Annotated in this window: 11 protein-coding genes, 1 CRISPR repeat array and 1 other annotated feature (1 of these 13 only partly in view); of the genes, 1 reads left to right on the top strand and 10 read right to left on the bottom strand. The window is 40.4% G+C overall.

The features are described 5' to 3' along the window. A CRISPR array of direct repeats spans positions 1 to 2480; the repeat unit is 29 nt; unit sequence CGGTTCATCCCCACATGCGTGGAGAATAG; it begins 473 nt to the left of the window's first position. A gap of 43 nt (positions 2481 to 2523) precedes the next feature. From cas2e to EHQ52_RS12830, 9 genes are all read right to left on the bottom strand, one after another. Next, entirely contained in the window at positions 2524 to 2892 is a 369-nt protein-coding gene (gene cas2e / locus EHQ52_RS12790; protein ID WP_244244861.1) for a type I-E CRISPR-associated endoribonuclease Cas2e, read from the bottom strand. Continuing rightward, positions 2873 to 3757, bottom strand: a complete 885-nt coding sequence (gene cas1e / locus EHQ52_RS12795) for a type I-E CRISPR-associated endonuclease Cas1e (protein ID WP_135615517.1) — start codon at positions 3755 to 3757, stop codon at positions 2873 to 2875. The genes cas2e and cas1e overlap by 20 nt, the downstream gene beginning before the upstream one ends. Before the next feature lie 147 nt (positions 3758 to 3904). After that, positions 3905 to 4699: a type I-E CRISPR-associated protein Cas6/Cse3/CasE gene (cas6e, locus tag EHQ52_RS12800; protein ID WP_135615518.1), complete on the bottom strand. Its 795-nt coding sequence runs from the start codon at positions 4697 to 4699 to the stop codon at positions 3905 to 3907. Between the two features lie 38 nt (positions 4700 to 4737). Continuing rightward, positions 4738 to 5487 (bottom strand): type I-E CRISPR-associated protein Cas5/CasD, encoded by a 750-nt coding sequence (cas5e, locus tag EHQ52_RS12805; RefSeq protein WP_135615519.1) that lies wholly within the window; start codon positions 5485 to 5487, stop codon positions 4738 to 4740. A 2-nt stretch (positions 5488 to 5489) separates the two neighbouring features. Next, a complete protein-coding gene (gene cas7e / locus EHQ52_RS12810; protein ID WP_135615520.1) occupies positions 5490 to 6545 on the bottom strand; it encodes a type I-E CRISPR-associated protein Cas7/Cse4/CasC in 1056 nt (351 codons plus the stop codon). Next, a complete protein-coding gene (casB, locus tag EHQ52_RS12815; protein ID WP_135615521.1) occupies positions 6542 to 7087 on the bottom strand; it encodes a type I-E CRISPR-associated protein Cse2/CasB in 546 nt (181 codons plus the stop codon). The genes cas7e and casB overlap by 4 nt, the downstream gene beginning before the upstream one ends. Then, a complete protein-coding gene (gene casA / locus EHQ52_RS12820; protein ID WP_135615522.1) occupies positions 7074 to 8684 on the bottom strand; it encodes a type I-E CRISPR-associated protein Cse1/CasA in 1611 nt (536 codons plus the stop codon). The genes casB and casA overlap by 14 nt, the downstream gene beginning before the upstream one ends. Then, a complete protein-coding gene (gene cas3 / locus EHQ52_RS12825) occupies positions 8681 to 11449 on the bottom strand; it encodes a CRISPR-associated helicase Cas3' (RefSeq protein WP_135615523.1) in 2769 nt (922 codons plus the stop codon). Before cas3 ends, casA begins: the two co-directional genes overlap by 4 nt. A 34-nt stretch (positions 11450 to 11483) precedes the next feature. Next, positions 11484 to 11963, bottom strand: a complete 480-nt coding sequence (locus EHQ52_RS12830) for a protein-tyrosine phosphatase family protein (protein WP_244244862.1) — start codon at positions 11961 to 11963, stop codon at positions 11484 to 11486. A 208-nt stretch (positions 11964 to 12171) separates the two neighbouring features. Here EHQ52_RS12830 and EHQ52_RS12835 point away from each other — a divergent pair, with 208 nt between their 5' ends. Beyond that, on the top strand, positions 12172 to 13239 hold the full coding sequence (locus EHQ52_RS12835; RefSeq protein ID WP_167492204.1) for a DUF1016 N-terminal domain-containing protein: 1068 nt from the start codon (positions 12172 to 12174) through the stop codon (positions 13237 to 13239). A 402-nt stretch (positions 13240 to 13641) separates the two neighbouring features. Then, positions 13642 to 13900: a sequence feature (23S ribosomal RNA rRNA prediction is too short), on the top strand. A gap of 249 nt (positions 13901 to 14149) precedes the next feature. Here the strand turns inward: EHQ52_RS12835 and EHQ52_RS12840 are convergent. Next, entirely contained in the window at positions 14150 to 15568 is a 1419-nt protein-coding gene (locus tag EHQ52_RS12840; RefSeq protein WP_135615525.1) for a Kelch repeat-containing protein, read from the bottom strand. Positions 15569 to 15756 lie beyond the last annotated feature (188 nt).

The following is a 15756-nucleotide window of genomic DNA, read 5'->3' on the forward strand; positions in this document are numbered from 1 at the left end:
GCATTGGCAGCACTACGGTTCATCCCCACATGCGTGGAGAATAGGTGATCTCTGCTTCTACTTCTGTTCGAGCAAGCGGTTCATCCCCACATGCGTGGAGAATAGTGGGTGATCCCCATTTTTAAACCATTGCGTAGCGGTTCATCCCCACATGCGTGGAGAATAGCTGGATAGGTAGGGTTAGGGAAGATCATAGAACGGTTCATCCCCACATGCGTGGAGAATAGCCGCTATTCCTTCTCTACATTCCAGAAACGTTCCGGTTCATCCCCACATGCGTGGAGAATAGCAGAAATATTCCCTCTGACAGTTTACAGAATCCGGTTCATCCCCACATGCGTGGAGAATAGTTTAAAATATTCTTTTCGAATAGTTTCATCCACGGTTCATCCCCACATGCGTGGAGAATAGTCCGCGCACATTAAAACAGTCATGGGTGATACGGTTCATCCCCACATGCGTGGAGAATAGTATGAATTTGATGGCGGCGATAACGATTCGATCGGTTCATCCCCACATGCGTGGAGAATAGAGATCTTCCATATTGGAAGCATCAGAGATTCTCGGTTCATCCCCACATGCGTGGAGAATAGGAACAGAAAAAGGAATAGATGCACTCGCCTGACGGTTCATCCCCACATGCGTGGAGAATAGACAAAAGAGGGCTTCAGGAAATAAATAGATGGCGGTTCATCCCCACATGCGTGGAGAATAGTTATTTACCTTTTCCTTTTCCTTTTCCTTTCACGGTTCATCCCCACATGCGTGGAGAATAGGGGCGACGATTGGTTTACTGATCTTGTGATTCCGGTTCATCCCCACATGCGTGGAGAATAGGTTTCGTTTGCAACAGGTCATGAAGGCGGACGCGGTTCATCCCCACATGCGTGGAGAATAGGGATACGCATTTCTGTAAATACCCAAGCTAATCGGTTCATCCCCACATGCGTGGAGAATAGTATCTATGAAGGTGATATTGTAAGGTGTGATGCGGTTCATCCCCACATGCGTGGAGAATAGAAGATACGCACAGCACGTTTAGGGAAACGAGTCGGTTCATCCCCACATGCGTGGAGAATAGACAACCTCAAACATATAACGATAATGAGAAACCGGTTCATCCCCACATGCGTGGAGAATAGTTTTGAAGATAGATGAGTCAAGAGCTGATTGGCGGTTCATCCCCACATGCGTGGAGAATAGAGATGAAGAAGGAATCCCAGATTTAAACATTCCGGTTCATCCCCACATGCGTGGAGAATAGCACCAGGTCTATATCTATCCTCAAAACTATCCCGGTTCATCCCCACATGCGTGGAGAATAGTTATTTTCATGGAAGTTTTGGACACTATCATACGGTTCATCCCCACATGCGTGGAGAATAGCACTACCGTAAGCATAGCCACAATTTCATTGTCGGTTCATCCCCACATGCGTGGAGAATAGAGCAGCTAGATATTCGTGCCATGAATATAACTCGGTTCATCCCCACATGCGTGGAGAATAGGAAGGTGAGATTTTACAAAGACCTTCTATTACGGTTCATCCCCACATGCGTGGAGAATAGTTAAAAAGAAACCTGCCGCTAACTTAGCAATACGGTTCATCCCCACATGCGTGGAGAATAGTTTGGGCTACGACATTAGCGGGTGTGCAATATCGGTTCATCCCCACATGCGTGGAGAATAGCGCAAAAGATTTGATCTCTCCATTGCTCCTTGCGGTTCATCCCCACATGCGTGGAGAATAGTTTCTGGGACAGATGGAATGCTACTAATTTAGCGGTTCATCCCCACATGCGTGGAGAATAGTTGGCCTGCTTTTGAAAATCGGACAGAACTTGCGGTTCATCCCCACATGCGTGGAGAATAGCCAACGCCGCACCATTCGCATTTCTGTGCGGCGGTTCATCCCCACATGCGTGGAGAATAGAGGATCTGTAGAAGGAACTCCATCTTCATATTCGGTTCATCCCCACATGCGTGGAGAATAGGAGTCAGAAATGAACTACCGGCCAATAACTGACGGTTCATCCCCACATGCGTGGAGAATAGTCGAAGGACTTCAATATGGATAAACCGTGTCCGGTTCATCCCCACATGCGTGGAGAATAGATAATTTGGCTTAAGGGTCAGGAAAAATTATACGGTTCATCCCCACATGCGTGGAGAATAGTTGCACTCTTGCGAATTCCTGGTTTCTCTTGCCGGTTCATCCCCACATGCGTGGAGAATAGGTATTCAAAACGATTGTCACATGTTTCTGGGCCGGTTCATCCCCACATGCGTGGAGAATAGTCTAAAAGATTGATTTTAAACATTTTGCCACCGGTTCATCCCCACATGCGTGGAGAATAGGAATCAGATCTATATCTCTATGGTCGAAATATCGGTTCATCCCCACATGCGTGGAGAATAGTTTTCAGAAACGTCTACAATTCCACCAGTTGGCGGTTCATCCCCACATGCGTGGAGAATAGGCTAAGAACTTGTATAGGAAAATTGAATATTATGTCTATTGAATTATTCTTTATCGTTATCTAATTCTGAAGAAAGGGAATCTGCTTTTGAACGAAAAAAATCTTCAAGACTTAAGAATGGAGAAGGAGATTCGGTCGCCGTTTCAGAACTTTCCTTTACTTCATCCGAGTCTTTCTGGCTTGCTTTTGGATCAGGTTTCGCCATTAATAATAAGCCTTCAAATTCTACGATTTCTCTGGACGGATCCCCATTAGAGCGGATTACATATCCTTGTTCTGTATTGCTGGAATATAGCATTAATGCATCTGATTTCCATTCATCACATACTTTTTTCCAGATTTGGTCTCGAACCCTTGCCCCTACAGTTGCAACAAAAACGCCAGGTTTCAGTTCAATGGCTAATCGCGACATCTCTCCCCTCTGAGAAGTCTTCACCCTCTCCAGGATCAGTACTACCATAAATCAACTCCTTTGTATCGGGAATAATACGTTTTAATAATTTACTTTGTTTGAATTTATCTCTACATGCAAATCTTACTCTTCTTTCCACATTTGCAGTATCCTCGGAAACGATCTCGAAAGAGAGGGGTATGGTTAATTCGGCTTTGTAAAGATCTGCAATATCATATATGAATGAAAGTTGTTTGCCTGTATGAACGAAGCCGATCGCGGGAGAAAATCCTGCTTGCAAAATTGCTGCATGCACCACGCCATATAAACACGCATTTGCAGATGACAATGCACGATTTATTGGATCGCTGTAATCCCAGCTACTTTGATCGTACGAACGACTTTTCCACGGAACGCCTGTTTTTTCAGACCACTCTTTATAAATTTTACGGACTCTGGCTCCTTCCATTCCTCTGATTTGTTCGATCGAAGAATTAAGCGGAATTGCTTCGGAAAATCTGAATTGATACATTCTGCGGATTACCTTATCTCTTTCCGCTCTATCTCCGTACGCTTCGACTTGGCGAAGAAGGTTCCTTGCAGAATAGGTTCCGGTATATCCTGCGGAATAAAAACGAACACCGCCCTCTCCTGTCCATGCGAGTAGGCATCTACTTTCTGAAATTCTCTTGATAGCTTCATGAGTAATCGTAGTTCCTGGGCCGAGTAGTAGGAGGCATAAGGTCTCAATCGGTATCGGCACTACTTTGTCTAAATAATGATATCCAACTGATTTTTGAAATTGGTCGATCCTACCTTTTTCGAAATATAAGTAGGACCAATTGTCTTCGAATTTTGGGAGTTCCTGCAGATTTCGATTCGCCATAACGTTATACGCATCGGAATCGGACTCTTTGAATATTAGAAAAAAAATATAGGATTTACTTTTGGCTCTATATTCTAACAATATTTGTAAATAATTTTATTCTATATTGGTATATTCGATAAGGCTCATGGATACGCTTCTCGGATATCATGGCCTCGCTAATAGCAGCATTCCGCATCCGAAGGCTTTACCGGAGCCGATCCCTTTTGTATAAGCAGTTTTAAATTTCTCTGGATCGGTGATTTTGAGGATACCCGAGAAAGTAACGGTATGGATTTTAGGGATCGTATGCTTTTCTCTTTGCTTTGTTTTGGATGCCTGATTATTCCCACTGGATTCTATAATTGCATTCAATATTTCGAATCCATTATCGATTCCTCGTCTAGATAGCCATTCCAATTGGTCTTGCTCCTTGTATATTCCGACCTTTTTAGATTTTAATTTTTCCCTTTGTTCTTTACTTACGATTTTGATCAGTTCTTCCAGTTTTACCTTTCCTTCCAAATATAAGTTTTGATTTGAATGATCACATTTTTCAGGATAATTTTTCAATTCGTCTCTAAATAAACTACGATAGTCTTTTTGCTTCTTAGTCGGATTGGCTACGACGGAAAATCGCAAAATCATACCGGTTTGTATAAATGTGGACGATATTTCTTTAATACTATATTGATCAGGGATATTTTCTAAAACTGAAAAATCTCCAAACGCGCTCTTCCAGTTCGGAACTTGAGTCGAGAATACTAAGATCCTTGGCCTAATTATACTTCCCGGATTGGCATTGGTATCGAATCTATATAGAAAAGGAGCCGATTCGGAATCCTTTTTTTCGAAATTTTCGGAAAAGGCCATCCAAAGTCTTTGGTGAATATGATAAGGATTGCGTATCCAATTCCGTGTGATTCGATTTCGGAGATCTAGTTTAAGTTCGGATAGATACATTTGGTTCTCCTACGCTTTTATTTCAACGACTGTCAGCTTCATAGTGACGTTAATAATTTTTCCGACTTATAAAACTCTTTTCTTTCGCCGAACTGCCATCGCTTACGACTTAATACGGTATCTCGGCGAGTTAGTATTTGATGGGATTCAGCTTCCGATTCATTTTCCCAAATATACTCTGTTATCTCATTCTGAAATGACGTTAGATCGTAAAAATAGGGAACCTTTGATTTTTCAAATTTTTCTTTTAGATTTTGCTCAAAAGTAGAAAAAGCCACAAATAGATTCTCTGCAATTACGAGTTGTTGAAATAAGGGTGAAGCGATAACGCAGGATTTTCTACCCAAATATAATGGGAATCGAGGAGACTTGAGCGCCTCTTCCATTTCATTGAGAAGCAATGAGCCTTTCCGTTTCCAAACGGAAACATCATAAAGAGCATCCGTATAATAGTCTCGAGAAGAAAGGATCGTGTTCAATTCCGCTTTTTCGCGTAGCTCATCTTTTCGAGTAGAATAGGTAATTTTACCCTTATTGGGCGGGGTTTGAATCGTATGATAATCTCGGAGCAATGTACCACGGCTCCAAACTTTCACCCCGAAATTGATGGAATCCGAAAGTTCTAAATGCTTTTCTTCCTCTTCTCTTTTGATACCCAATGCAGCAGCAATTAATCCTGTGATTGCCGACTTTGAAGGATACGAAAAGCTGTGTCGATTCTCACCTGTAGCAATGTCCCCCCATGAAGATAAGGGGCCGTAGAGTCGAAAAATTAAATATTCGTTCATTTTTAATCTTCCTGAATGAATTTAGAAATTGTTTCTAAATTCCCCTCCCCAGTTAGAACATTAAAGGAAAGCTCGTTATCAGAACATTTTCCGTATACCTTAGTGAAGTTCTCTTTAATTTTAAGAAGTTCTTGGATTGATTTTTCCATCAAGTTTGTATCCTCAATGGGTTGTAAGAATGCTGCATGTAAGGATCGAGGCTGCTGATTCCCTTTTTCCACAAGACAGTACATAGCCCGTGCTCGCGAAGCAAAGCTGTTTTGTTTTCCAGTTGGAGCTACAGTTGTACAAGTTTCGAGTAACGCTGCCAACGTTTTCTTTGATATCGATTCGTCCGAAAGATTTTTTTGCAACTGCTCTTGATCAATGCATATGTATAAATAAAAAAGACCGGCTCCAAATTCTGTGTCCCCAAGATGTCCTGCGCCTGCATCTACATCGTTTCTATTCAAATCATCGACCGCTGTGAAGAAGTCGTCTTCCACTGCGACTTTATGTACAGTAATTGCATGGGCAACTTGTACGGCCGCTTCCTTGTTAAATGCGGGTGAACTTGCTAACATTCGCCCAAACATGGCAATATCTACTCCAGTGTTTTCTTTTTTTAAAAGTCCAAGTTCTTCAGCATTTGGCTTTCTCTTCTCTCTGATTAGTTTTCCGATAAGCTCATTTATTTCTCTCAATTCTTCGGGACTGAAATGAGCTAATTGTTCAATTTCTAAATCGTTATTGGGAGAATCTTTTTTTTCTCCTTTCAGTTTGCCGAAAACATTTGCGATCGATTTTGCATAATCTTTGGCATCTTTTTCTTTGATTCCGCCTGCGATCAGTTTTTTGAAAATCTCTATCCCCATTTCTTTTGTGCGGGTCCCAATATAATCAGAAAGTTTTTCCTGAAAAACATCTGAGGTTCTCCAGGCTCGTTTCAAACTCTGAGAGGAAATTCGTAATCGATTGACTCCCCCTAAAATGGCAGTTTTGGGCCGATTCAAATCATCTCTATTTAAATTAGAGGGCGGATACGAAGTAAGTAAATGTAATTGTATAAATCTGCTCATTGGTTTTTTCCTTGGTCGGTTATATCATTTTCACTTTTAGTAGAAATTCCAGTTCCGTAATAATCGTAGGCCCATCTTTTCTTAACTGAGTCCCCCCAAAAATAGAGAGAGGAAAACAAATCGAGGATGTTCGCATTTCCATCCAGATGTTTAATAACTCTGATCATTTTCTGAAAGAATTGATCATCTTCCGAGAGATTTTTGTATTGTAGAATTCTTCGAAACCGAAGATCGCTAATCAATGATTGATCACTCCCCGATTTTTTATAGGATAATTGGGAAGCAAATGGGATTGTATTATTTGTCTTTACGTGGGACAAAATTCCTGCAATGGCACAGACTTTGTCTCGAGAAAGCCGATATGCGTCGTATTTAATTTTATATAACTCTGTTAGTAGTCTATGACTTGCCGGATAAAAAACGGTTTCGGAAGGATCGGAACATCTACTTAAAGTCGCTCTTTCTCCAGGGTTATTTTGTAAGTCACCCCACCAACGAAGAATAATCTCTGCGCTTGGAGAGCTTGGATCAAATAGCTTCATTTTTTGTTTTCTCCTTTGGTTGTTTTTTATCTCGGATTGGAAGACCTATCGCTTTCTTAATTTTATCACCAAAATTCCAGAGTGTAAGGTCTCGACGAGCATTCACAATCCGCTGTATATTTTCGTATTCAATGGAGCCGGATTCTACATATTGATCGAAGATTTTTAAAGACTCTTCATTTAAATATTTCAGCCAATTGAGTTTTTCGGAATCGTCAAAGATAGTTTCCGATTGCAAATCATCTCGAATCGATTTGGCGAGGGTAAAAAATTTTGATTCGGTAGCTTTGAAGAAAACAATTTTTAGATAGTTAGTGTCGCCTTTAGGTTTCTGCCTTTCGTTAAACCAGGCATCTTTAACCTTTGTTTGCAAATGATTCGCCACTTGCGTTGCCGCTGATAATATAGTTGATATTGTTGATTCGTATTTTTCGATATTATGAGGGGGGATTCGGTAAAGAGGAATTAAACTCTCATACCAACATCTTGCGGTCATAGAATCCATATCATATCCGAATGCCCAAATCAGAGTTTGCTCTTCCTTGAAAGTCCTATGTTCGTTAAAAAGATTAACTATCTTTGCATTTTTCGACTTATCCGAATTTTCGTAAATCATTGTGGCCCAGGAGTCATAAGTTATACCTCCCGGATGAGGATGGTGGCAAAACCAGTTTTCTTTGTCGAGCCTGTATGGACTGAGCGGATGTATCCAACCTCCATTTCCATAGTTAATGCCTTGATTTTTTGCTACAAAGTCCTCGATGATGACCGTTTGTTTTGCGGAGCAAATTTCGCAGTCCCCTATCTTATTATTATTGATTAGGAAGATCCTCCTTGGGTTTGACCAATATACGGAATACGAATGCAATTCATTTGAACTAATATTGCCACTGCCTTCACTTTTGAAAAATTTGTCAGTCAACCACGGAAAGATTTTCTCAAAATTCTTCCCTGGTAATTTCTTTAAATTGATGAAGGGTTCACTGATTATATTCAACCATATCTCGGTCCATAAATCTTGATTAGGGGTATTATTTTTAACAATTGTAGTTAATGGGCCTCCACCTCTGATAGAAGTGTAATTGCCAGACCCTCCTTCTGGTGCATTTATTTGCATTGTGAATAGTGCTGATGCGCTACAGGAGAAACAAGTTTTCATAATTCGGTTTCGTTTGACAAATAGATCTCTATTCTTTTCGGTCGTAGATTTCCCTGGAGAGTCTATTAAAAGGTATTCGATAGGTTTGATAGAATTTTCATTCATTTCGCTTTGAAGTCTAATATCTTGCATGAATCGGATCTTCTTGCCAAATAAGTCAAAGGCAAAGGCGACCTTATCCGTTTCTAATTTTAGAATCTCTGGCTTAGGAGGGCGATTTAATCTGTCCTCCCATTCTGATTCGTCCTTCGGGGCATAAACAGTTTGAAAAAGGCCTATCAAAAATTGATAAAGAGCGCCTTTGAAATCGGGGCGAGGGGTAATGATTTCTATAATTGGATTCGTACCTATTTTACCTGTGATTTCAAAGGGAGCAATTTTCTCTATCTCTCCATTTTTACGAACTATCGTAATCCATTTGTCTTGTAACAGATTCATACTACGACTCCGCTTTTTATTTTTCTAAAGCCAAATTTTGAATCGTATACACATTGCACGTCGTTTCCTTCTTTATCTAAGGCGGTTCCAATCCATTGGTTGTCGAAATTCTTAATCAATGGAATCAAAATTGAATATTTTCCTTTATCAGGGAGTTGTTCTTTGCATTTTCGAATTTCAGCCTCTAATTGCGGGTTTTCCTTCTCTGATTTTAAAAAATACGATAACACTTTTACTTCACTATTCGGCCATGGAGATTGTCCTATGTTGTACCAAGGAACTAATACTTCGTTTTCATATTTTGCTAATATTACCCGAACTGTTTCTTCACCCAGGCGTGTAGGTGCATTCAAATCGTTCCAAATGGCTTCATTGTCTACCGCCGTGTATCCAGACTGTAAATTGATTACGCTATTATTTGCACGAGATGCATTCTGTTTTTGGTTTTCAGTATTTTTCAGATTTCTCTCAAGTAGATTTATAGGTATTGGTTCTGTATTGCCATACACGTATTCTATTAATTTACGTGCATCTTCCGGCATTCTTAATTCTCTTTCTTGTTTTAAAATTTTTGCAGTTAAAAATATCTTTCCATGATCTGGATAAACAACCGACCCACCTTTTGAGAATGAACTATACCAATTTGCTTGTGGCTCCTCTTCGATTACAGGAGAATAGATATGAAAGGTTAAGTTTTCACGCGTATCTTTGTTTTGAACCCGATTTCCTAGGCTATTTCTCGTATGGCGATGAAGTCGTCCCGCTCTTTGGATTAAGAGATCGATTGGCGCAAGATCTGATATCATTACGTCGAAATCTAAGTCTAGTGATTGCTCTACGACTTGGGTAGATATAACAATTTTTCCTTTTCGTTGTTCGTAATTGCTGTTTGGGCCAAAATAACCTTTTACTTTTTGTTCAATATCCAGTCGATCACCCATCGCGAATCTTGCATGAAATAGTATGACCTGGTCTTCTGAAAAAATATTTCGCATAATTTCAAAGGCCTCTAAAGCATCTGCCACAGTATTTCGTATCCAACATACACACTTTCCTTCTTGGGTTGAACTTTGAATCAATGAGTGAACAATGGATTTTTCATAAATAAAATTAACTGGGGCCGATCTTTTAACTTCTTCTCGTGTAGTGATCTTGACTTCCTTTATACCTGTTCGTGAACATTGAGTTAGAAGAGGGTAATGTTTATCCAAACTTTTAGGTTCTCTTTCTTCCTCTGTTTCATTGAACGCAGATATGAATTTTTCCTTCAATGAATGTGGGATAGTTGCGGAAAGTAAAATTACAGAATTTCCTACTTTTGCCTGTGAATTTAGAAGGCTTTGGATTAACTCATTCATATATTCATCATAGGCATGGATTTCATCCAAGATCAGGACCTTATTCATTAAACCGAATAGGCGAAGAGATTGAAATTTCGATAAGAGAATGGAGATAAGAACTTGGTCAATGGTGCCGACAGCGATATCGGATAAGGTTGCTTTTTTGCTACTGTCCGCCAACCAAGCAGTGCACTGGGCAGAAGCAGAAGCCTCGTCTTGGGCGTAAGATTTATCTTTGGGAATGGTATCGGAAATTATACTTTGTCTGAATGTATCTGATAGTTTCCGGGCTCCATGCGCGAGTATGAGTGACGGAGTAGCTCCTGAATCATAAATTTTACGATAATATAAGGATACTCGATCATACATTCCATTTGCAGTCGCCATTGTGGGTAGGCCGATAAACATTCCGGTATAACCGTTAGAATTCATTAATTTCTTTGCCAAAATTAACGCCGCCTCCGTTTTACCTGCACCGGTAACGTCTTCTAATATGAATAATTGTGGGCCATCTACTAAATCCAAAGAATCGCATGCGGCTTGCAAGGGTGTTGGAGTAGAAAGATACGAAAATAATTCTATTGGTTTAGAATAGCTTGTAACTTTCGAAGGTAGGATTCCGGATTTATAAACGGCTTCGGTGGCTTGGGGAATCGCAATTTTATTCCAGTAGGATTGCAAATCTTCGACGAGCGAATTGAATTTAAAAATCTCTTTATTGGAGCCAATCCAATCGCATAAAACCGATAACCCTGCTAACCAGAACGAAAATAATCTTAAATTAACAATAGATTCTTTTAAACTTAAATCTCCTAGTTGCTTGATTTCCAAATCGGTTAGGAAAAAGTTATATGCATTTAGTAAAAATTGATAAGAATCATCGATATTCTTGGTCGTAAAGTGAAAGCTTAGATCTACCGAATTCCCGGTGTAACCGGTATTTGACGGCGGTTTTCCATGATGCCCAGTTGTAATTGAAATAAAGATGTTTAATAGATCTTTAATATCTCTATTTTGATCCGAACTTAAATAAAACAGATTTGAATCGATAAGTCTACCCGACAACTTTCCTCTCTGATTGATGAGGAAATGTTTATTCCATAACATAAAGCCAAGACTATCATGTCTTATTGAGTATGGTTTCGGAACGGTTCCCGGATTTAATTTTTCATATACTGACTTTACTTGTCCCTGAAAGGCATTTGAAAATTTTCCAAGGTCATGTATTGCTAAGAAGAATAGAAATATTTTACGAAATAGGACCGGTTCTATTTTTAAAAGATTTGAAAATTTAAATAGTAAGGAGGGGTTTTCTTGGAAGATGATTTCTCCTACTGCGGCTACATCTATGCTGTGATAAGCCAATAGATGGTAGCTATCGTCTATCCCAGCCTTTCCCCAATAGTTATAATATCCGTCTCTCATAATAGCATCTTATTCTCATCCCCGGACAAATTTCCTAATTTCCAACGTAATTCTCCCAATTCTGTTCCAGAAAACCCCTCATTCCTGATTTCGGATTATAATTAGGATATATCATACGAAATGCTGTCTCGGCAGCTTCGAGACTCGAATTGGAGATGACATTTTTTATCGCTAAGTAGATCAATCCGATGGAAGGAGATCGAGATTCGCCTAAATTGCAATGGAGGAGTAGAGGCGTATTTTTGGATTGGGCTTCTTCGATAAATCTTAACGCTGTGTCTATGATTTTCTTTGGAATATAGGCGGGATCAGCAGCATCCACTAAATTTAGGAAAAGTTGATTTTCTCTTCTCGCCAATAGGTATTCCGGATGTTGCTTAGGGGCTCCTTTACCACTGTATCCAAGTAGATTTCGGTGATACGGATCTTTACATGCATGTATAACGTACCAATTTGCTATCTTGCTTATATTTGCTTCGTAGTCGGACTGGTCGCCTACAAATAGGTTTTGCATAACTTCAATCATTTTATATATTTTTAAAAACTCGATTTATTTAATATTCCAAAATAGGATTATATTCATCTATAATGTTTTTGAATATTACTAAAGATCGAAGTAGGAAGATTGTATTTTTGAATAATGCTTCAAGGAGAAAAAAATATATTCGGATAAAATTTTAAATGACTTATGTTCCTATAAAATTATGAATTTTATGAAGCATATGAAAAAATCTGTCGGTCTACCTCCTAAATCATACCAATCTCTCCTAACGGATGTTGCCAGGATCTATGAAGATTTTCAATCATCGGCTAATTCTGACTGGAATAAGAGTTCCTTGTTGGGGAACTGGAAGATAGGGCAACGTATCGTAGAGGTAGAACAGGGAAGTCGGGAAAGGGCAGGTTATGGGGATCGAATTTTAAAGCAATTATCGCAGGATTTAAATCGCCGCTTCGGGAAGGGTTTTTCAGATCGAAATCTTAGGTATATGCGAAGATTCTATCAATTTTATAAATTGAGTATGATAAATCCGGAGCTTTCTTGGACTCATTATCGGGTTTTGCTTTTGGTGGAAGACCCTAAGAAGCGTAGAATACTTGAAACGGAGGCAATTAGGAAGGGCTGGTCTCATCGTGATCTTCTCTTAAAAGCCCAAGCTTATGTAAAAAGATCGTCTTCCAGTTCCTCTCTTTTTGACTCCGATCTTGCTATGGAAAATGAGATAGTTCTATTAAAGCGACCTATCTTACAATTATATACTTACCGCGTGGCTCAAAATTTTTCTTCAAATATGGAACGCAGCGTTCCATATTTAGATTTGGGATTCGACGTAAAGGTTGAACAATTGTTAGGTGGTTCTTCTGAATTTTCCGTAGGTTCTATCGTAAGTGTTAAAAAGGTCAAAAGAAGATATTCATTTGAAAAAATATCCGGGAATAAGAGTCTTTTTACGTTTAAGGCTTTTTTGGAGAAGGTCATCGACGGTGATACCTTATCAGTAAATATCGATTTAGGATTTCATGTTTTTATTCGCCAGCGCCTTCGTCTGAGAGCTTTGGATGCCCCCGAATTGGGGACTAAAAAGGGAATCGCTTGTAAAAAGTTTGTAGAGTCGCAGCTGCGAGATTGTCCATTTATTTTGATTAAGACTTACGGAAGTGATAAATACGATCGTTACCTCGTAGATGTAATTTATCTAAAGAAAGAAGAGACTATTTCCATTGTAGTTAAAAATGGATTATTTCTAAATAATGAATTGCTTGAGAAAGGATTTGCTGTCCCTATTTGAGATTTTGCTTTACTTCTTTCAGCAATCCGTTAGGTTTTTCGCTTCCTGTGGGTCGCTAAAAGGTCACTGCGGCCAAATGCAGTGTGTTTATTAAGATTATGTTTTCGATTTAATATTTGGCTTTGATTAGAGCGTAATACTCGTTTGCAATCTGGCGATTGCACCGACTCGCTTTCGCGGTCGTTTCCTCGCTCCTAGGGTCGCTGCGGAAGGGATACGAAGGACGCGAAGCGGACCACGCAGCCGAAGGCGAGTAGTCCGAAGCGTTAGCGTAGTCCGTAGTAGCCCGACCACACTGTTAAACGATAGGGGTTTTGTTTTTGGGAATGGTGTGTGGGACCGCCCAAGTCTTTCCAGCATGTTCCCGAGAGGACCGGGATGACGAGCCATCCGCAGCGACCCTAGGAGCGAGGATGCCAGCTGCGAAGCAGACTGGCGGGCCGAGCAAAGCGAGGTCAGTGTATCAGTTGTTTCGCCAGAAGCAGCGCTGAGTAGCTATGTTCGGCAGGAATAACCGCTGAAAGCATATAAGTGGGAAATCCTTCTGAAGATAAGATCTCCCTGGGGGTAACCCCCTGAAGAGCCCGGGAAGATGACCCGGTTGATAGGTCATAGATGTAAGTGTGGTAACACATTGAGTCGAGTGATACTAATAGCTCGTGAGGCTTGACCATATTACGAAAGTTCCAAAGAAGACTTACTCTTCTTTGGTGGTAACAACGCCAATAGAGCATCTCTAATAAAGATGCTCTGCATGAACATCCATACAATGATGATCAGCAACAGCTCAATTCAAAGTTATATTCAATGTTGAAGTTTATTTAAAAAGCCAGAGTGATTAGCTCTGGCTTTTTTATTTGTAGATAGGAGGAGAAAAAGAGGTATTAGGATTTTAGAATATTCTTAAATCTTAAGGACGAACTTTCCAGAGATCGTTCTGAAATTCATTGTTTCCGTTTGAATCAATACCCTGTCCGCCAAAGATCCAGATATTTCCTTTGGAGTCTGCCCATCCGTTCGATCCAAAGCGACCTCCTGGATAATAATCTGTACCTGCTTTTCCTTTTGCTCCGAAGTTACCAGCTTGTGTTGCAAGATCAGTTCCGCCTTTCCAGGTCCATTTTTTCCCGTCGAAGATCCAAAGATCGTTTAGTTGACCTTCATTGCCGGCTGAACCAAATCCGGATCCACCGAAAACCCAGATCTTCCCGTTTGGAAGTTTTCCTCCAATGGCGCTGCTTCTCGATCCTATTATATTATTGGAACTTGATACATTCTTCTTACCATAAACACCTGGCTCATTTGATGTGCTGGAACCGCTTACCCACACCCAATTTGTGCCGTCAAACTTCCAAATATCATTCCAATCGCCGTCGAAGCTAGATCCTCCGAATAACCAAAGGTTGCCAGCAGAGTCGATCCAGTACACAGACTTTCCTCGAGACGACGGAACATTACTTGCGACAGCGACACCTTTTACGCCACGATCGCCATCTCCAGGATTTCCTAAAATTTTAGGTCCAGCTACCCAGGTCCAATTTGTTCCATCGAATTTCCAGAGATCGTTAAGTGTTGAGGGGAAGGATCCAGTTTCTGCCCGACCGGAATTCGCTCCGAATATCCATACATTACCGGAAGAGTCTAACCATCCTGCTGCGCCTTGCCTTCCTCCGGGAAAGTTCGCAGAGTTCGCTAAACCTTTTGTACCGTAGACTCCGTTTGTATCTTTGGTATTTGGCCCTGACACCCAAGTCCAATTGGTTCCATCGAATTTCCAAAGATCACTGAAACATTCCGAACTGTTAATATTACCACAACCTCCGAAAAGCCAGAGATTTCCGGAGGAGTCTACCCAAGTAGTTCCTCCCATTCTTGCTCCAGGATCATTCCCAGGATCAGCCACACCTTTTGTTCCATATGATCCACTCGAGTTTACAGTGTTGGCTCCTTTTACCCATGTCCAATTTGTTCCGTCAAATTTCCAAAGATCGTTTAGTCTTCCGAAACCTGTTCCAGGATCTCTTCCTGTACCACCGAATAACCATAATTGGTTTGAAGAATCGGTCCATTGCATCGCGTCTTGGCGTCCTCCCGGAAAATTTGCAAGATCCGCGACTCCTTTTGTGCCATAGACTCCGATACCGTATCCGCCTCCTACAGTATCAAACGCTCTTCCACTTACCCAGGTCCAGGTAGTAGGGAGTTCTGGAGATCCTCCTAATAAGGCCAATAAACCGAGAGAATTACTTCCTCCTCCTTCTGAACAAGAGAGAAGAAATATAATAAAAATCGAATATAGAATTTTTGTTTTTCGTATCAAAGAGATCATACGCATGTCCTGAAAATACAGATGAGACAATAATATCAGAACAAATGTATAAGCGATATTGGTACTAATACCTACGAGCTTAGGCAAATCCGTAGTTATACGATATTTCTGCAGGAATGTCTTTCGATGACCGCGAAGAAATACTTAAGTAAATGCTTGACTATTTATTTCGCATCCGAATACTTAAG

The organism is Leptospira koniambonensis (assembly GCF_004769555.1).
GTDB lineage: Bacteria > Spirochaetota > Leptospiria > Leptospirales > Leptospiraceae > Leptospira_B > Leptospira_B koniambonensis.

Bases quoted from the DNA above. Each gene is read 5' to 3' on its own strand.
- EHQ52_RS12835 (WP_167492204.1), top strand. From the start codon at position 12,172: ATGAAAAAATCTGTCGGTCTACCTCCTAAATCATACCAATCTCTCCTA.
- EHQ52_RS12830 (WP_244244862.1), bottom strand. From the start codon at position 11,963: ATGCAAAACCTATTTGTAGGCGACCAGTCCGACTACGAAGCAAATATA.
- cas7e (WP_135615520.1), bottom strand. From the start codon at position 6,545: ATGAGCAGATTTATACAATTACATTTACTTACTTCGTATCCGCCCTCT.
- cas2e (WP_244244861.1), bottom strand. From the start codon at position 2,892: ATGTCGCGATTAGCCATTGAACTGAAACCTGGCGTTTTTGTTGCAACT.
- cas1e (WP_135615517.1), bottom strand. From the start codon at position 3,757: ATGGCGAATCGAAATCTGCAGGAACTCCCAAAATTCGAAGACAATTGG.
- cas3 (WP_135615523.1), bottom strand. From the start codon at position 11,449: ATGAGAGACGGATATTATAACTATTGGGGAAAGGCTGGGATAGACGAT.
- cas6e (WP_135615518.1), bottom strand. From the start codon at position 4,699: ATGTATCTATCCGAACTTAAACTAGATCTCCGAAATCGAATCACACGG.
- casB (WP_135615521.1), bottom strand. From the start codon at position 7,087: ATGAAGCTATTTGATCCAAGCTCTCCAAGCGCAGAGATTATTCTTCGT.
- casA (WP_135615522.1), bottom strand. From the start codon at position 8,684: ATGAATCTGTTACAAGACAAATGGATTACGATAGTTCGTAAAAATGGA.
- EHQ52_RS12840 (WP_135615525.1), bottom strand. From the start codon at position 15,568: ATGATCTCTTTGATACGAAAAACAAAAATTCTATATTCGATTTTTATT.
- cas5e (WP_135615519.1), bottom strand. From the start codon at position 5,487: ATGAACGAATATTTAATTTTTCGACTCTACGGCCCCTTATCTTCATGG.